Annotated in this window: 16 protein-coding genes, 1 tRNA gene, 1 rRNA gene and 1 pseudogene; 13 read left to right on the top strand and 6 right to left on the bottom strand. The window is 51.9% G+C overall.

All coding sequences use genetic code 11. The features are described 5' to 3' along the window. Position 1 precedes the first annotated feature (1 nt). The 3 genes from AB1598_07815 to AB1598_07805 all read right to left on the bottom strand — a co-directional run bounded on the left by AB1598_07815 (position 2) and on the right by AB1598_07805 (position 2,214). Positions 2–1,162, bottom strand: coding sequence for a 1-deoxy-D-xylulose-5-phosphate reductoisomerase (locus AB1598_07815; protein MEW6144904.1), 1,161 nt, complete (start codon positions 1,160–1,162; stop codon positions 2–4). Then, on the bottom strand, positions 1,159–1,911 hold the full coding sequence (locus AB1598_07810) for an isoprenyl transferase (GenBank protein MEW6144903.1): 753 nt from the start codon (positions 1,909–1,911) through the stop codon (positions 1,159–1,161). Before AB1598_07810 ends, AB1598_07815 begins: the two co-directional genes overlap by 4 nt. Before the next feature lie 78 nt (positions 1,912–1,989). Next, entirely contained in the window at positions 1,990–2,214 is a 225-nt protein-coding gene (locus tag AB1598_07805) for a hypothetical protein (protein MEW6144902.1), read from the bottom strand. A gap of 464 nt (positions 2,215–2,678) precedes the next feature. On the opposite strand from AB1598_07805, the gene AB1598_07800 reads away from it, so the two are divergent. The 6 genes from AB1598_07800 to rpoD all read left to right on the top strand — a co-directional run bounded on the left by AB1598_07800 (position 2,679) and on the right by rpoD (position 9,183). Then, positions 2,679–3,830, top strand: a complete 1,152-nt coding sequence (locus AB1598_07800) for a S41 family peptidase (protein MEW6144901.1) — start codon at positions 2,679–2,681, stop codon at positions 3,828–3,830. 14 nt (positions 3,831–3,844) lie between these two features. Next, on the top strand, positions 3,845–5,194 hold the full coding sequence (locus AB1598_07795; GenBank protein ID MEW6144900.1) for a divergent polysaccharide deacetylase family protein: 1,350 nt from the start codon (positions 3,845–3,847) through the stop codon (positions 5,192–5,194). 41 nt (positions 5,195–5,235) lie between these two features. After that, a complete protein-coding gene (locus tag AB1598_07790; protein ID MEW6144899.1) occupies positions 5,236–5,412 on the top strand; it encodes a hypothetical protein in 177 nt (58 codons plus the stop codon). A 94-nt stretch (positions 5,413–5,506) separates the two neighbouring features. Next, positions 5,507–5,698, top strand: coding sequence for a 30S ribosomal protein S21 (rpsU, locus tag AB1598_07785; protein ID MEW6144898.1), 192 nt, complete (start codon positions 5,507–5,509; stop codon positions 5,696–5,698). A 137-nt stretch (positions 5,699–5,835) separates the two neighbouring features. Then, positions 5,836–7,575, top strand: a complete 1,740-nt coding sequence (gene dnaG / locus AB1598_07780) for a DNA primase (GenBank protein ID MEW6144897.1) — start codon at positions 5,836–5,838, stop codon at positions 7,573–7,575. A 48-nt stretch (positions 7,576–7,623) separates the two neighbouring features. Continuing rightward, complete coding sequence (gene rpoD / locus AB1598_07775; GenBank protein ID MEW6144896.1) at positions 7,624–9,183, top strand: RNA polymerase sigma factor RpoD; 1,560 nt, start codon at positions 7,624–7,626, stop codon at positions 9,181–9,183. Positions 9,184–9,231: 48 nt separating this feature from the next. On the opposite strand, the gene AB1598_07770 is transcribed toward rpoD, so the two are convergent. Beyond that, positions 9,232–10,110 carry a tyrosine-type recombinase/integrase gene (locus AB1598_07770; GenBank protein ID MEW6144895.1) on the bottom strand — a complete coding sequence of 293 codons (879 nt, stop codon included), beginning with the start codon at positions 10,108–10,110 and terminating at the stop codon, positions 9,232–9,234. Between the two features lie 69 nt (positions 10,111–10,179). Between AB1598_07770 and rrf the strand changes: the two genes are divergently transcribed. Together rrf and purN are read left to right on the top strand one after the other, a co-directional pair. Then, positions 10,180–10,296, top strand: a 5S ribosomal RNA gene (gene rrf, locus AB1598_07765). Positions 10,297–10,439: 143 nt separating this feature from the next. Further along, positions 10,440–11,042: a phosphoribosylglycinamide formyltransferase gene (gene purN, locus AB1598_07760; protein ID MEW6144894.1), complete on the top strand. Its 603-nt coding sequence runs from the start codon at positions 10,440–10,442 to the stop codon at positions 11,040–11,042. Positions 11,043–11,058: 16 nt separating this feature from the next. Here purN and aroF read toward each other — a convergent pair whose 3' ends face one another. Continuing rightward, the gene (gene aroF, locus AB1598_07755) at positions 11,059–12,078 is read right to left on the bottom strand and encodes a 3-deoxy-7-phosphoheptulonate synthase (GenBank protein MEW6144893.1); all 1,020 of its coding nucleotides are present in this window, start codon (positions 12,076–12,078) and stop codon (positions 11,059–11,061) included. 204 nt (positions 12,079–12,282) lie between these two features. Between aroF and AB1598_07750 the strand changes: the two genes are divergently transcribed. From AB1598_07750 to AB1598_07735, 4 genes are all read left to right on the top strand, one after another. Further along, positions 12,283–12,366 (top strand) — tRNA-Leu (locus AB1598_07750). Between the two features lie 187 nt (positions 12,367–12,553). Continuing rightward, the gene (locus AB1598_07745; protein ID MEW6144892.1) at positions 12,554–13,183 is read left to right on the top strand and encodes a Hint domain-containing protein; all 630 of its coding nucleotides are present in this window, start codon (positions 12,554–12,556) and stop codon (positions 13,181–13,183) included. A gap of 108 nt (positions 13,184–13,291) precedes the next feature. Next, positions 13,292–14,128, top strand: coding sequence for an IPTL-CTERM sorting domain-containing protein (locus AB1598_07740; protein MEW6144891.1), 837 nt, complete (start codon positions 13,292–13,294; stop codon positions 14,126–14,128). A gap of 236 nt (positions 14,129–14,364) precedes the next feature. After that, positions 14,365–15,228: a hypothetical protein gene (locus AB1598_07735; GenBank protein ID MEW6144890.1), complete on the top strand. Its 864-nt coding sequence runs from the start codon at positions 14,365–14,367 to the stop codon at positions 15,226–15,228. 39 nt (positions 15,229–15,267) lie between these two features. Here AB1598_07735 and AB1598_07730 read toward each other — a convergent pair. Next, positions 15,268–15,522, bottom strand: a pseudogene (locus AB1598_07730) (phosphoesterase). 368 nt (positions 15,523–15,890) lie between these two features. Between AB1598_07730 and AB1598_07725 the strand changes: the two are divergent. Then, positions 15,891–16,622, top strand: a complete 732-nt coding sequence (locus AB1598_07725; protein ID MEW6144889.1) for a hypothetical protein — start codon at positions 15,891–15,893, stop codon at positions 16,620–16,622. Positions 16,623–16,763: the final 141 nt, after the last annotated feature.

Genomic DNA, 16,763 nt, shown 5'->3' with positions numbered 1-16,763 from the left:
TCTAATTCTCCTGGTTTCTGATCAATGTGAGGGCTTTGTCTCTGGCCCATGCGTCGCTTTCGAGCACTGATTCGAGGTACTGCGCGGGTCTCGACTGGTGGACGCTCATCACCTTTTCGACGGTGCTTACTATGTCCGTGAAACCTATCTCCCCCTTGAGGAACGCTCTTACTGCCACCTCGTTCGCCCCGTTCATCACTGAGGGCATCGTTCCCCCCTCCCTGAGAGCGCTGAACGCGAGTGATATCGAAGGGAATTTCTCGTTATCCACTCCCCTGAACGTGAGCTCCCGGAAGTTTTCGGGCACTACCCTGTGCCCGTTCATGAACATCCTCTCGGGATAGGACAGCGCGTATGCTATCGGAATCCTCATGTCAGGCATGCTCATCTGCGATATCAGCGACCCGTCTATATATTCTACCATAGAGTGTATGATGCTCTGCGGGTGTATCCATACTGCTATGCGCTCCGGATCGAATCCGAACAGCCACTTGGCCTCGATCACCTCGAAACCTTTGTTCATCAGCGTTGCCGAATCGATCGTAATCTTGTCTCCCATCTTCCATGTCGGATGGTTGAGTGCGACCTCGACCGTGACGCCGCTGAGCTCATCCGCGGGCGTATTCAGGAAAGGCCCCCCTGAAGCTGTTATTATGAGTCTCCTCGCGTATTCCTTGCCGCACGTCTCGAGCGCCTGGAATATCGCGCTGTGCTCGCTGTCGACCGGTATTATCCTGACGCCTTTCCTTTCCGCTTCGCCCGTGAGTATCTCGCCGGCGACGACGAGCGATTCCTTGTTCGCGAGCGCCACGTCTTTTCCGGCTTTTATAGCCGAGAGCGTTGGTACGAGTCCCGAAGCCCCCACGATGGCAGATACGACCATGTCGTTCGAATCGTGAGCCGCGATCCCGCTCGCCCCTTCGGTGCCGCACAGGACTTCGACCGTGTGATCCCCGATCCGTGTGCGGAGCGTCTCAGCCAGCTCTACGTCCTTCACCGACACGGCTTCGGGCCTGAACGCCCGTATCTGCTCCAGGAGGAGCTCAATGTTCTCCCCCGCTGAAAGTCCCACGACCCTGAATCTTTCTGGATACCGGGATATTACTTCGAGGGTCTGCTTCCCTATGGAACCCGTGGATCCGAGTATGGAGATATTCTTCAAATCGCTTCCCTTTTCTTCACCTGTTCCCCGGTGAGTCCGAACCTCCGCTCACGGCTCTGGTAATTGAGGATGGCCTTTACTAGATGCCTCCTCCTGAAGTTGGGCCAGAGCGTCCTGGTAACGTAGATCTCCGCGTACGCGATCTGCCAGAGCATGAAATTGGAGAGCCTCATCTCGCCGCTCGTGCGTATCAGGAGGTCGGGGTCCGGCATGTCGCCCGTGTAAAGGAATCGGGATAATGCGGACTGGTCTATGGACTCGGGGGACGTCCCGCCGTCTGTGAGGATTTTTCTGACCGCGTCCACGATCTCTTCCCGCCCCCCGTAGCTGAGGGCGAGCGTGAGGGTCATTTCGCGGCCGTGTTTCGTCATTTCAATGGTATCACGCAGCACTTCGGATACCGCTTTCGGGAGATCCTCCAGCCTCCCAATAGCGTTCAGCCTGACGCCGTTCTCGATCAATTTGCCGCGCTCCTTGAGGAGATAGTGTTTAAGGAGCTCCATGAGGGCGTCGACCTCGCTCTTGGGCCTCTTCCAGTTCTGCGCGGAGAATGCGTATAGCGTGATATAGCCGATGCCGAGATCGTTTGCCGCCTTGACTACCGCGCGGACGGATTTCATTCCCTCCCTGTGTCCGCTGATCCTGTCGAGGTTCTTGTTGCTCGCCCATCTCCCGTTCCCGTCCATTATTATCGCAATGTGAGAAGGGAGATTTTCCCTGTCTATGAGTGATTCCAGTTTCCCCTTCATAAACCCTTAAAGTATATCACCTCATCTTCGTTAACAAAGCCGGTATCGACCCCGCCCTGGTTGACAAACAGCCGGGACTTATTGTTTGAACATCAGTTTCGAGAAAAAGGACAGCGGGAATGCGATAATGACGACAATGAGCAGCACCGTGACTATCACGAGGAATGTCAGGCAGTATATATAGAATGAGACCGGTATGAACAGTATTTTGAAAAGGATGAACCAATCCTTCGAAAGCTGGAGCACGACCGAAGTGTAGCTCTGTACGAACCTGCTGAGGACGGTAACGACCATTTCAAACATAACTCTTCTCCCCGATTAATTTATATCAAGCTAAGGGACTCTTCAAATCGCGCGCGGTCGCCGGTTTCATCGCGCACGTGCCGGTGACCGCCTATTGAATGACGGAAAAAGGGAAAAAGGCGCTGACGGCAGGGGTCTGATCCGGCTTTATCGTCTAAATATCCTTTAAAGACGGCACGATAGAATAACCGATTATTCGGGAGATACCGGATTTGGCGGAAAGACCCTTGACTCCGGGACCGTACGGAGGCACGGCAGGACGCGGAATCAGGCTCGTGACGGATTCGATTTCATATTCTCCGGCTCACGAATAAAAACGGCGTGAAGTTTTTTATGTCCGCCCCAATACCGGCGCTACCGTTCAGGAGTTTAAGGCTCTGCGTGCGCTGTCGCCGCTCGGATCCGGGTTGCCGATTAAAGCATGTTTGGTTAATCTCTATTGAAGAGGTAATGCTATCGTGGAAATGAGAAGAATTTACACCCTGGCGGTCATATTGGCTCTGACGCTGCTCAATTACGTTCCGGCAATAGCGGATGACTCGACATACGAAGGGCTCTCCAACTTCACGCGCGTTCTCGATCTCGTCGAAAGGAACTACGTGGAAGAGGTCGATCCCGAAAAGCTCACCAACGGCGCGATCGAAGGCATGCTGAAGACGCTCGACCCTTATTCGACATACCTGAGCCCCGAGCGGTACAGGGAGCTCGAGATAGGCACATCCGGGGAATTCGGCGGGGTCGGGATGGAGGTCTCCGAGGAGAACGGAGTGCTTACCGTTATCACGCCCATAGAGGGAAGTCCCGCCGAAAAAGCGGGCATAAAACCCAGGGACCAGATCATAGGGATCGAGGGCAAATCCACCCAGGGCATGGTCGTGCAGGAGGCGGTCAGGCTTTTGAGGGGCCCGAGCGGGACGCCTGTGAAGATTACTATCAGGCGGGCTGGCGAAGCGGAGCCTAGGGTCATAACGCTCATAAGGGACAAGATCGTCGTAAAGAGCGTGAAAGCCCAGCTCCTTGAAAACGGCATAGGATACATAAAGCTCACCCAGTTTCAGGACCGCTCCTCACAGGAAATGAGGGATGCGATTTCAGCGCTCGAGTCACAGAACGGAAAAGAGCTGAGCGGCTTGATCCTCGATCTCAGGAACAACCCGGGCGGGCTCCTGACCGAGGCCATTGATATCGTGGACGAGTTTATAGACAGCGGCCTAATCGTGAGCGTAAGGGGGAGGACGCCTGACCAAACGAGGGAATACTACGCGACCAGGAACGGGAGCTTCCAGACGTTCCCTGTCGTGGTGATGGTAAACGACGGGAGCGCGAGCGCGTCTGAAGTCGTTGCGGAAGCGCTTCAGGACAGCAAGCGCGCGGTCATACTGGGGACGAAGACCTTCGGGAAAGGGTCGGTTCAAACCATAATAAAACTCGAGGACGGATCGGGTCTCAAGCTCACGACAGCCAAGTTCTATGCTCCGAGCGGGAGGTCCATCAACGAAGTGGGCGTAACCCCGGATATCAAGATCGAGAATACGAAGGATCAGGACAAACAGCTCGAAAGCGCGATCAACTTGCTAAACTCCTCCGAAGCAGATAAGACAATTCCCAAGGGCTAGGGAGCGCCCTTCTTTTGCCGAAATCTACGCGGAACAGCAAATCGAGAAGGCCACAGAGAAAAAGCGGTAAAAGGAACAGAAATGCGGTCAGGGCTTTCGCCTACTCGCTCGCGTTCTTTGCTGTACTCGCTCTCGGCCTCTACGGTCTCTATCAGCTAAAAAAGAACATACCTGCCGAAGAAAGGCCCGGCGCGGTAACTGCTGCGGAAATGAGCGGGCTCGTGAAGGAGGCCGACCGCATCATCGCGGGCGCATTCTTCGACCTCGGCATATCCGCCAAGGACGTAAAGTCGAAAAAGACTTTAAGAACTTCCGAGGGCGGCGTAAAGTGGGAGTCGAGTCTCATAACAGTCAGCACGCCTGAGGGAATCGACGGCAAAGAGATAAAGAGCGTATTCAAGAAATCCTTTCCGGCCGGGAAATCATACGAGTTCGCGTTCAAAGGCCCGGACGGCGCGCTCACAGCGGAATTGAGGATGAGCGGCTTCAAAACCCATGTCATAAAATTCGAGCCGCCCTCACAAAAGGCGCCCCCTGCAAAGGTGGTAAAAGAGAAGGAAGAGGGAACCGGTAAAGAGCGCGAGGGCAAGGAAATCGAACGCGCCCGGGAGCCGGGGAAGCCGGCCGAGCCCGCCGGTAAAAGCGCGGGCACGGAATCGGACGCATTCAAGCCCAGGGTCGCAATAATAGTGGACGACATCGGGATGAGCAAGGAGCCCGTCGATAAGCTCGTCCGGCTTCCGGCCCCCGTCACGCTCGCCATTCTTCCAAACCTCCCTTATTCCGAATATGCGGCCGAGGCGGCAGGCCGTAAAGGGTGGGACGTCATGCTCCACCTCCCGATGGAGCCAATGGAGTCGTCCGGGTATATGGGGTCCGACGCAGGCGAGGACGCCCTCCTCGTGGGCCTGCCCAAGGAGGCCGTGCTCGCCAAGCTCAACAAGAACATATCATCCGTCCCCGACATCAAAGGCGTCAACAACCACATGGGCTCCAAGTTCATGGAAAACCAGGAGCTCGTGGAAGTAGTCCTCGAGGAGATAAAGAGGAGGGGTCTCTTTTTTATAGACAGTCTGACCTCGGCCGGGAGCGTCGGATATAAAACGGCCTTGGACATGGGTGTGAAAACGGGGAAAAGGGATGTATTTTTAGATAATTCGTCGAAAGACCCCGCATATGTGAAATCTCAAATAGAAAAGCTCGTCGTGATCGCCGGGAAAAACGGCTACGCCGTGGGCATATGCCATCCGTATCCGAGCACCGTTCAGGCCCTCACGGAGACGCTCCCCGAGATCGGCGGCCGGGTGGATATAGTACCGGTTTCGAGCGTCTTGACGCGGGGAAGCGAGATAAGTGAAAGATAGTATTCATTCTACGTTATTGTTTTCCAAGGAGGCAGTGTCTTATGGGACTCATAGATGATGTGCGGAAAAAGCGTGATTCATGGGTAAGGAGGTTCGAGGAGCATCGTCAGGAGGACGAGAGCGACCGCGAACGCCCGGACCCGGCGGAAGAGGAGAAGAGGATAAAGGAAAATCTGCGAAGAGTAGGCGTATTCGAAGGCAGGGAGGAGAAAAAATGAGGCTGCGGACCGTAAGTGCCGCGTGTACTTGACAATCTATTGCGAATCCTTTAGTTTTCTCTATTTAGAGCACTTATATTCGGGAGGAGTTTTTATGCCGGGAATTGTGGTCGGAAATAACGAAAGCATCGACAGCGCGCTTAAAAGGTTCAAAAAACAGGTCGAGAAGGGCGGTGTACTGTCCGAAGTAAGGAGGCGGGAATATTACGAAAAGCCGAGCGAGAGGAAAAAGAAAAAACTGTTCGCCGCTAAAAAGCGCGTAATAAAACGTTCTAGAAAGAACTAGCTCTTTATAGAAATACATATCGTATATTGATACCGGTAGGGGGGACACTACTTTGTATTCTATATTCCGTGGTTCCAGGGTCGGAGCCCTTTCTTTTGAGAATCCGAGTTTCACTTTAAAATTTGAATTACTGATAGATGGTAAATTTTAACAATGATTTCCTCGTTAAAGAAATAAAGAGGAGGTTGAGTATTATTAACCTCATTGAAGGTTACACATCTATTAGAAAAACCGGGAAGGGTTACGTGGCGCTTTGTCCCTTTCACGACGATCACAATCCGTCGATGCACGTTGACGAGGAAAAAGGCCTGTTCCATTGTTTCAGCTGCGGCGCCGGCGGCGACATATTAGGGTTTTACATGAGGTATAACGGCCTCACGTTTCCAGAGGCGGTTTCAGACCTCGCCAAGCGCGCGAATATCGCAATCGAAAAAAGCGCTCCTCCCGTTAAAGGCGCCTCCCGGACGGGCACTCTCTTAAAAATCAACTCCGCGGTCGCTGGCTTTTATCATCGGGCTCTCTTGGAAAGCCGGAAGGGCGGCGCTGCGAGAGAATATCTCGAAAAAAGAAACATACCGTCTCATGTCGTCGAGGAATTCAGGCTCGGCTATGCGCCTGACGGCTGGGATGCGCTCGTGAAATTTTTGAAGAAGCATAAGATACCCCTCCCCCTTGCCGAAAAGGCGGGGCTCATCGTCAAGAAGCAGGGCGGCGACGGTTATTACGACAGGTTCCGGAACAGGATTATTTTCCCGATCTGCAACGTAGAGGGCAAGGTAATCGGGTTCGGAGGAAGGAGGATAGTGGAAAGCGACGAGCCTAAATATATCAATTCCCCGGAATCCGATATCTATCATAAGAGAAAAAACTTCTACGGCCTCGACAGGTCGAAAGACCACATAAGAAAAAATAAAAGGGCGATCATCGTCGAGGGGTATACGGACTTCCTCTCTCTATTCTCGGCCGGTATTAAAAATGCGGTCGCTACGCTGGGGACCTCACTCACGAGGGACCACGTGGTTATGCTCAGGCGCTACACCGACAGGATAGTGGTAGTTTTTGACGGAGACGAGTCAGGCATCAAAGCTGCGGTCAGGTCGCTCGACATATTCCTCGAGGAAGGACTTCTCCCGAGCGTGGTCATTCTTCCGGAGGGCGACGATCCCGATTCTTTCCTCGCGCGCAAGGGTAAGAATGAGTTTAACAAGCTGATAGACGAATCGCCGACCTTACTCGATTTTTATATTGAAAATACCGTGGGTGAATACAGGAAAGGGGAGATAACCTTAAACAGCGGCGTGAAAGAAATATCGGATGTGCTTGTAAAAGTTAATGACCCGATACTCAGAAGCAGTTATATAAGAAAGACAGCCGAAAAGCTCGGGCTCAGGGAAAACGAGGTATTGTCGCTGGTCAGGCTTGGAAAGGGGCAGGGGAAGACGGGCGGCGTGAGAGCCGTTAGGCAGCATAACAACCATGAAAAGCTGCTCCTCAATATCCTCATCACGTTCCCGGAGCTATCCGGGGTTATCGCGGAAGAGGACTGGGCCGCGTTTGTTACCAATCAGGATGTGAGGTCCATTTTAGAGGAAATTATTAACAACGGAGTTTACGACGTGTCCACGCTTCTCCTTTCGTTCCAGGGCAACGCTGCGCAGGGGTTGATTTCCGAGGCCCTGATGTCTTCTTCAGGTGTTTCCGACAGGGATACCGCCGGTAAGATGATAACGAGCTGTATCAGAAAATTAAAACTCGTCAAGCTCGATGAAAGATTAAAATCGCTCAGACTCGGCATAAGCGATGCCGTGAAGAATAAGGATGCAGAGCTTGAAAAGCGGCTATTGACTGAATACACGGATTTAATGAAACAAAAATAACCGGAAGAGGAAAACCCCATGCGAAACAAGAAAAAAGACGGTTTTCATATGAAAATAGTTGATGACGAAGGGGTCTCCGGTCCAATTGTCGAATCGCTTGAAGACGACAAGCTTGACGATGAAGGCGTTTTCGCCGAAGAGCCGGACGACGCCGAGTTCGCAGAAGAGGAGGTCCAGGAAAGCACGGTAAAATACGGTTTCAATCTGAATGACGCCAGGGAGAACGCCAACGAATACGACCTTATCAGGTTCTATCTCCACGAAATAGCGGACCATTCGCTGCTTACGAGGGAGCAGGAAATAAGAATAGCGAAGGAGATCGAGACAGGAAAGAGGATCGTCGCCAAAGCGATTCTCGGGTCTTCCCTCATGCTGAGGGAGATAATAAGGCTCGGCGACGAGATCCAGAAAGGGAGCCTGAACGTAAGGGACATCACGAACGCGCTCGACGATGCCGACAATTCCGCGGAGGAGGAAGTCCAGCTCGGAATAAGGAATTCATTAATCGCCTTAAATAAATTGTACGAAGACAACGGTCAGGCGAAGAAGGAGCTCGGCTCGGCCTCGCTCAGGAAAAAGAAAATCCTCCTCGAGAAAATAAAAAAGAACAACGGCAGGATGCTCGTCTACCTCGAAGATATCAATCTGAATGGCGCCCAGATGGACAGGATGCTCTCCGTCGCTAGGGACCATATCGAGAGGCTCGAAAAAAAGAGGCGCGAGCTCGAATCCCTCAAGAGCAGGAAAAAATCCCCTCAGCCTAATTCCAGGAAAGCCCAGAAAGGGAGCACGGAAGAGCTTTTCGCCGATCCGGATACCGATGCCGGCCTGCTCAAGAAATCGCTCAGCAGGATAGAATTCGGCGAGCAGATGACTCACAGGGCGAGGAGGAAGCTCATTGAGTCCAATCTCCGCCTCGTGGTCAGCATCGCCAGGCGGTATATAAACCGGGGTCTCCCGTTCCTCGACCTCATTCAGGAAGGCAATATGGGGCTTATGAGGGCGGTCGAGAAATTCGAATACAACAGGGGTTATAAATTTTCAACCTATGCGACCTGGTGGATAAGACAGGCGATAACGAGAGCACTTGCCGACCAGTCGAGGATCATCAGGATACCCGTGCATATGACCGAGACCATTAACAGGATCGTCAGGACCTCGAGGCTTCTCGTCCAGGAGCTCGGGCGCGAGCCGCTGCCCGAAGAGATAGCCGACAAGGTCGGTATGCAGTCGGACAAGGTCGCCCGTGTTCTCAAGATCTCGAAGGACCCGATCTCCCTCGAAACACCGATCGGCGATGAGGAGGACAGCAAGCTCGTCGACCTCATAGAGGACTCGAATACCACCTCGCCCGTCAAGGTGCTCGAGATGAGCGAGCTCAAGGAGATAATAAACAACGCGCTCTCGTCCGTGCTGAATACGAGAGAAGAAAGCATCGTGCGGCTCAGGTTCGGGATAGACGACGAGAAGGAGCATACGCTCGAAGAAGTAGGGCACGAATTCAAGGTAACCCGCGAGAGGATAAGGCAGATCGAGGTAAAGGCGATAAAGAAGCTGAAAAGGGCGGGGCGGGTCTATCCGATAAAGAGCTATCTGGAGAAGGCGTAACCGGAGAGGGTTTTCTTCACTCAGCAAGAACGCCGGCATCATTACTTTCTATAACTTCCTCATCAACTCTTTCGCTTCCTCGAAATATTGAAGCGCCGATTCCGTAGTCTTGAGCCTCAGCATGCGCTGTATCTCGGAGACCGTGGCGCCTTCTTCTATGGCGAGCATTGCGGCCGTGTGTCTCAGGCTAGCGGGCTTTATACCCTTTTTTTTGATCCCCGCGCTTTCGAAATAGTGGTCTATCCGAGCCCGGAGACCGCGCGTCGAGATCCTCTCCCTCACCGCCCTGTTGCCCACACCCCAGAACAGCGGCTCGTCGGGAGCCGATTCCCCTCGTTCGTCGATATACCTCATGAGCGTTTCTTCGAGTGCGGGCGTGAGCGTCACGTACTCGTCCTTTCTGTCCTTGCTTTTCCCCTGGACGTAAATCACCTTGCTGCCCGCTTTCGATTTCAAGTCCCCGAGGTTAAGCCTCACGATCTCTATCTCGCTCAGCCCGGCTCTTACCATTAGACTGAGTATCGCCTCGTCTCTCAGCCCGAGGGGCGTCGACGTATCGACCGCGCTAACGAGCCTGGCGACGTCCCGCCGCGAGATCGGGTCCGTCAGGTGTCTTCGCGGGCGGGGGGCGCCCCTGACCTTCCTGGCCGGGTTTTCCTTTACTCTCCCGGTCGCGACCATGTAATCGTAGAACCTTCTTACGGCGGTCAGGTACGCCGACATGGACGTGGACGACAGCTCCTTCGACAGAATGTAATCTTTATAGCGCTGTATGTCCTCAGGGGTCAGCACCGCGGGCGAGGTGCCGCCCAGCCATTTCGAATACTCCCGGAGGGCTTTCCTGTAGGTCTCCTTCGTGGTCTCCCTCCTGTTGAGCGAATCCGTAAACCCTTTTATTAATTCGTCCATCAAGGAGAATTTAATCATTTTTACTGTCCGTATTCAACCCGCCCCCCTTGACACGCCCAGAATCTTGTGTAATTTATAATGCAGAATCTAGGTGGTAATTCTGAAGAGGTCACACCCGGTCCCATTCCGAACCCGGAAGTTAAGCTCTTCGAGGCCGATGATACTGCTCCTGTACGGGGGTGGGAAAGTAGGAAGCTGCCTTGGTTCTTTTTTTTTGCCATTTCGGTTCCGGCCCGCCTGTAAAATCAACTCCATGTAGTTTCTCCGTTTATAGTTAATTGTTTTTGACGGCCCTTTGTGTACTATTTTCCTCGTTTCGGTATTTGCGTCTAAAGGGGCAATCGCACTTGAAAAAGACAAGACTCGCGGTATTCGTATCGGGAACGGGCACGAACCTCCAGGCGATTATCGACGCCAGTATCCCGTCACTGGATATCGCCCTCGTTTTCAGCAACAATCCCGATGCATATGCCATCGAGCGTGCGCGAAAACACGGGATACCATGCGAGGTGCTCGATAATAAGAGATACGGCAGCCGGGAAGAATACGACGCTCAAGTTCTGAATGTCATCGAGCCCTACGGGGCTGACCTGATAGCCCTCGCCGGGTTCATGAGGATACTCTCACCTCTGTTCGTGAAGGCGTATAAGAACCGGATCGTCAACATACATCCTGCACTTCTCCCCTCCTTTCCGGGTATCAACGCCGCGAGGCAGGCGCTCGAGGCGGGCGTGAAATACACTGGGGTCACGGTTCATTTCGTTGACGAGGGCGTGGATACGGGCCCCATAATACTGCAATCGGTCGTGCCTGTGCTCGATGACGATACGGAGGAGAGCCTTCTCGAACGATTGCACGGGGAAGAGCACAAGCTCTATCCCGAAGCGATAAGACTCGTAGCCGAAGATAAAATAAGGGTGGAAGGCAAGAGGGTTCTTATAAAAACCTAAAACCTACAAACCTGAGCTATATCTCCCTTCCCACAGCGCGGGCGACGGGCGCCGCCTTTTCCATTAATGCAGCGAACTTCGCGGGCTTGAGCGACTGGCCCCCGTCACTGATAGCGACCTCAGGATTGTTATGGACCTCTATGATCAGCCCGTCCGCCCCGGCAGCGATGGCCGCGAGCGCCATCGGCGTGACGTACTGCCAGTAACCCGTGCCGTGGCTGGGGTCAGCGAATATCGGGAGGTGAGTCTTTTCCTTGAGCACAGGTATCGCGTTGAGGTCGAAGGTGTTTCTGGTCGCCGTCTCGAACGTCCTGATACCCCTCTCGCACAGGATGACGTTTTCGTTGCCTTCCGAGAGGATATATTCAGCGCACATCAGGAATTCCATGATAGTAGTCGCCATGCCCCTCTTCAGGAGCACAGGCTTTTTCGATTTCCCCACCTGTTTCAGGAGCGCGTAGTTCTGGGAGTTTCTCGCGCCTATCTGCAGGACGTCCGCGTATTCGACGACAGCGTCCAGGTCGTGCGGGTCGAGGATCTCGGTTACGATAGGGAGTCCTGTGAGCTTCCTCGCTTTCGCCAGGAGCTTCAGTCCCTCTACGCCCATCCCCTGAAAGGTATAAGGCGAGGTCCTCGGCTTGTACGCGCCTCCCCTCAGCATGCTCGCGCCCGACGCTTTTACCGCCTTCGCTATTTCCATTATCTGCTCTTCGCTCTCAACGGAGCACGGTCCGGCGATCACGGGAATGTTGTTGCTCCCGACCAGCACGTTCCCTATTTTGAAATGCGTATCTTCCGGCTTGAAATCGCGGCTCGCGAGCTTGTAGGGCTGGAGTATCGGGACGACTTTCTCGACCCCTTCGAGAACGCTCAGTGCTTCTACGTCCTGCGGCTTGCCTCTCTCGTCCCCGACCGCTCCTATGACGGTCCTTAAAACCCCTTCGATCAGGTGCGCTTTATATCCGAGCTCGTCGAGCGTGGATATCGCTTTCTGAATCTGCTCCTTTGAAGCGCCGCTTTTCATTACTACTATCATTGTGAAATTCTCCTCCGCTTATTCAAAAGCAAGATATTATCAAATGAAAACGTTATGTTACATGAAGAGCATCTGATGTCAACTGCATTGAGAGAGGGCGGATCGTTAATCTGATAAACGGATTTCGATATACGAGCGGTCAAATTCCGGAAATACTATTGATTCTTTATACAATGCAGAGAATAATAATGTTCCTGTTCAACAGGGCAGGTGGCGGAACCGGCAGACGCGACGGCCTCAAAAGTCGTTGGGCTCACGCTCGTGAGGGTTCGACTCCCTCCCTGCCCAGAAATTTACGGGATGCTCGAGTCCTTGCTTATCGCGGTAATCCCGTAAAGGACATTGGCACAGCTTTCTCAAGCCTTGTGTCTTGAGGCAAGCTGGCAGCCGGAATCAGCTCTTTGCGGGAGAAAACGGGCGTGATATAATGAGAAACAGATATTCCTTAAATTCACATGCCGCGGAGGATAGTTCCATGAGTGAAAAGAATTTTTTGGACAACGTTAACCCGGATAGACGAGAGTTCCTGGAGAAGGTTACAAAGGGCGCGTTTATCATACCGACTGTTTTATCTGTCATGATGCTTAACCAAAAACTGAACCTTACTACGGCCAATGCCCAGAGTAATCTTCCTTCAAATTGCCTCACATACGATACATTGATCTCCGCCCCCGAAGGCAATATACCCGTGTCCGAATTGAGAACGGGAATGGTCGTATTTACTTTGGATATGGCCGGTAACAAGGTGATAGAGCCCGTCGAGCTTGTAATGAAATTATCGGGAGCGGAAGGTTATGATCTCCGCCGCCTGGTTTTAAGTGACGGCAGGGAGCTTATAGTATCAGCAACTCATCCGACTGCGGAATACGGCAGAATTGCGGATTTATGTCCGGGCGATATGTTGGACGGCTCGACGATCGTATCGATAGAGCATGTCCGGTACCGCGGCAGTTTCGTATATGATCTGCTGCCGGCCGGAGAGACGGGTTTCTACTGGGCGAACGGTGTCTTGCTCGCGAGCACCCTGTCCCCGGATTCCGGTTATAATATCGGCAAGATTTTTAAACGCATAGAGCAGCCTGTTCACGTACTAAACAGGGATTGAGACGTTCCTTTCTAAAGTTGAAGTAAGGGATCACTTTGTCTCCTGTTCGGAATTAGACAAAGTATATTAATTTCGACAGATTAGAATAATTCTTTGAGGAGGATGGACATGAAAAGATTAAATCCGGCTGTCTATCTGTTTTTTCTTTTATTGAGCATATCAAGCTCGTCCTATGCCCTTGATTTCATAAAATTCGGGACGAGCCATGATGTCGATTTCTGGGGTACTCCGAATTTTGAATTCGGCACGTTTCCCAGCACACTCCAGTACCTTGCAGCGAGGGGTAAGAATGAAATAACCTCCCTTACCCTTACGGATGGCAACGTCGAAAATGTATTCAATGGGGATTTCGGCTCATTCGATGCGATTGTGGTATCGGAGAGTATTCAATCCTTGTCACCTGAGTCTTACGCATTATTCAATCAGTACGTCAGCGGCGGAGGATGCGTTATAGTCACAGGCAGTCACGCCCAGGGCGAGGATGAATTTCTCAATAATTCATTCGGCTATGGTGTGAGTGTTACGGACGTTCAAGATGTGGTAGATACGTTCGCTATTCAGTCGGGTGCAGTGGGCACTCTTTTCGAAGGCGGTCCGTCAAACCTGGTTGCGGCTGACTTGACATCCGCCTACAGCAACACTCCTGGTACTGTGATTTATAGCGGACCTACGGGCGTGGCTTTGTTTACTGCCGGATTCGGCGAAGGTATTGTAAACGCTATAGGCTGGGACTATTGCTGCCTGGAAGGCGCACCGAACACGCCGGATCAAATACTGGCATGGTACGAAGTGGTTAACAGAGCATTCAATCAGTGCACCGGCGGTTCTGATTCCATTTCACGTCCTATACCTACACTATCTGAGTGGGGGCTCATAGCCATGGCCGGGATACTCGGTATCTTCGGATTGTTCGCCGCTCTCAGAAGAAGAAAAGTAACGGCGTAAGTTTCATTGTGAATTGAAAATACGTACAAAAAGGGAGCTTAGGCTCCCTTTTTTGTTTATAGGCCGCGCGACCAAGAAGCAGGTCGCAGCACTAATTCAAACCGTTACAGTTGACCCGTCGAATTTCGTAAACGTGAATCCGCCGAAAGACAGGCATTCTGAGGAAAGAATATTGACTTCGATAACGAATGGTGATTATATTAGGCAGATTTAATGCCAGGAGGACCGTTCGAGCCATGAAGAGAGAAATGAATCTGCTATCAGGAGCTTTCATAATCTCTATATTTTTATCGTCCTTTTTGTTTTCAGGGGTTGAGACTCCTGCTTACGCGGGTGATGAGGCGCAAGGCACAGCCGCAGGAACGATGACCGCTAACGGTAAGACCTATCAGATGAAATACTCTTATGCAGATGAAAGTGCCGAGGACATAATACTTGTGCTTACGGACACTGCCCTTGCGAAGGATGACGTTCCTTTCGGGCTGAATCAACTAGCCATGGACGGGAAGGTCCACGGAATAATTGTTACGATATCGAAGGAGACGAAGGGGCAGGTTTCGGGACTTAACGCCATCTACGACCAATCCTGGGGAGGGCAGCTTGGCACTCTGGGTGATGCGGTTCTTAAAGTCGACAAGCTCGACAGCAAGGTGATCGAAGGTCGTCTGTCGACTCCCGGACAGAACACGTTTTCGGATTATACGTTCTCCTTCGACGTTAAGTTTAAATCGGCGTTAGGGGTGCCCGAACAGAAAACCCCGGTCGAGGTAACTATAAAAGCGGACGGCTCGCCAGCAGCGGCGGCTTATTCGGATTATTACAAGGCGCTTATGTCGGGAGATATACCCGCGGTAAAGAAACTGATATTAAAAGAGAACGCCGATCAGCTCGACGACGAGACCGCGGACATGGTCGTTGATCTTGCCCAGTCCATGCATCCGAGGGAAATCGAAATCGTCACGACCAATATCTCCGATACATCGGCCGAGCTGAGCGTCAAGGGCAGCGTTGACGGATCGCAGGGGACGGGAACTGTTGAAATGGTGGTTGAGGACGGGCAGTGGAAGGTGGCGACCGATAAGTGGAAGTTCCAGGAGTAGGTGTCCCGCCCGCTCAGCCGGGCAGCTTACGGCTCCAATTCACACAGTTATCGTAGTCCCGTCGAATTTCGTAAACGTAAATCCGCCGAAGGGCTCGTTGTATGTCGCCCTCTGGTCTCTAAGGATGCTTATGGCGACCGCTTCCCCCAACAGATTCGCTTCCGTTGCGTCGGTGCGCCAGTGGACTCCAGCTATGTTACGGCCCTGTGAGACGTTGGATGCGAGCTTGTTGAGCTCTCCCCCTACCGTGAGTGGCGGCCCTTCGTACGGGACGAGTGATAACCCGTCCGCGCTCGGGAGAGGGTTTGCCTACCTCCCTGCCCATTCCTTTATTACGGGACCATTGAGGCTCAACAACCCTTTTGAGTGTAACAGAACAAAATACCATCCTAGGGGTAAGGTTATACGGACTGGAGAGGTTGAGGGATTAATCTGGCTTCATTAAACCTTTCCATTATTGGCAGGAAAGGACATTGCATATCAGTAATCTATTGAAATAAAAATAAACTTGGTATACCATCAGATATAATCAGTAATTTTTAGCCCGGTTTATTAATCAGAAGTCATAAATAGTATCCTTGAAAAGCCTTTAATCAGGTCGCAGTAGACTTAATAAGAAGGGCGGATCTAAATAATAAACCAACAAAACGGAGGTTAAGTCCATGTCACTCCTTAATAATAAAACTTTCAATTTCTTGGCAGGGAAATTAATGTCTTGCGTGGGTGTAGCATTCATTTTATTCATACTTTCCGCAGCATTTTCATGCAACAAACCGGCAGTAGAACCTTCACCGGAATTGGAAGGAGGCAATCTCCAGGAGTCCATCGCAGCACAAAAGAGAATCAATCAGTATTTTTCTAGCGAGGTATTACCAAAGCTCAAAACTTGTTGGGATCGAGTTCAGGGCCATGGAACAATAGAAATGAAGTATAGATTCGAAAATGATGCGAAAGGAGGATGGGCATTTAAGTCACTCGAGATTGGAAAATCTGACTTGTCCCAGGATAAAAACACCGCAGCTTTGGCGTGTATGAAGGGCGCTGTAGATGCGACAAGGTTTTCAAGAGATGCGAGTGACGTTGGTGATTCATATTTGATAGATTGGGTATGGCCTGTTCCTCTGCCACCTGATACCGATCAACAAATGGCAAGAATGTTCGGGGCTAGTGGAGGCGAAGGAACCGGATGTGACGGTCACGGAGCGCCCGCAAAGTGTATGACATGTTCGGGATACCCTGTCGAATGCAAAACTGTGTGCGTCGGCGAAGAACCGCCTTGCACGATTAAAGATTATGGTCCTGGATCAGGAGGGCTCAAGGCTTGCGTGGTTGAGGGTAAAAAGTGTGCTTCTGGAGGGCTTTTTGGGGTTGTGGGCGGTGTGATCATGTATTAGATATTCGTCGATGTATTAATCTATAAATTGAATTTATCCAGTAATATGGGGTTTTGATTGGGTAGAGTTGAACCCCCTTAGGGAATGTAGCGGCCGATAAGTGGAAGTTCCAGGAGTAGGTGTCCCGCCCGCTCAGCCGGG

It is taken from the genome of Thermodesulfobacteriota bacterium (genome assembly GCA_040754335.1).
In the GTDB taxonomy this organism is placed as follows: Bacteria; Desulfobacterota_D; UBA1144; order Nemesobacterales; family UBA2774; genus 2-12-FULL-53-21.
This window is presented reverse-complemented; position numbering and strand designations above follow the sequence as displayed.

What these genes read in the sequence shown, in the direction of transcription:
- AB1598_07745 (MEW6144892.1), top strand. Translation starts at nt 12,554, where the DNA reads ATGAGTGAAAAGAATTTTTTGGACAACGTTAACCCGGATAGACGAGAG.
- AB1598_07805 (MEW6144902.1), bottom strand. Translation starts at nt 2,214, where the DNA reads ATGTTTGAAATGGTCGTTACCGTCCTCAGCAGGTTCGTACAGAGCTAC.
- rpoD (MEW6144896.1), top strand. Translation starts at nt 7,624, where the DNA reads ATGAAAATAGTTGATGACGAAGGGGTCTCCGGTCCAATTGTCGAATCG.
- dnaG (MEW6144897.1), top strand. Translation starts at nt 5,836, where the DNA reads ATGGTAAATTTTAACAATGATTTCCTCGTTAAAGAAATAAAGAGGAGG.
- AB1598_07740 (MEW6144891.1), top strand. Translation starts at nt 13,292, where the DNA reads ATGAAAAGATTAAATCCGGCTGTCTATCTGTTTTTTCTTTTATTGAGC.
- AB1598_07770 (MEW6144895.1), bottom strand. Translation starts at nt 10,110, where the DNA reads ATGATTAAATTCTCCTTGATGGACGAATTAATAAAAGGGTTTACGGAT.
- AB1598_07735 (MEW6144890.1), top strand. Translation starts at nt 14,365, where the DNA reads ATGAAGAGAGAAATGAATCTGCTATCAGGAGCTTTCATAATCTCTATA.
- AB1598_07810 (MEW6144903.1), bottom strand. Translation starts at nt 1,911, where the DNA reads ATGAAGGGGAAACTGGAATCACTCATAGACAGGGAAAATCTCCCTTCT.
- AB1598_07790 (MEW6144899.1), top strand. Translation starts at nt 5,236, where the DNA reads ATGGGACTCATAGATGATGTGCGGAAAAAGCGTGATTCATGGGTAAGG.
- AB1598_07800 (MEW6144901.1), top strand. Translation starts at nt 2,679, where the DNA reads ATGAGAAGAATTTACACCCTGGCGGTCATATTGGCTCTGACGCTGCTC.
- rpsU (MEW6144898.1), top strand. Translation starts at nt 5,507, where the DNA reads ATGCCGGGAATTGTGGTCGGAAATAACGAAAGCATCGACAGCGCGCTT.
- aroF (MEW6144893.1), bottom strand. Translation starts at nt 12,078, where the DNA reads ATGATAGTAGTAATGAAAAGCGGCGCTTCAAAGGAGCAGATTCAGAAA.
- AB1598_07725 (MEW6144889.1), top strand. Translation starts at nt 15,891, where the DNA reads ATGTCACTCCTTAATAATAAAACTTTCAATTTCTTGGCAGGGAAATTA.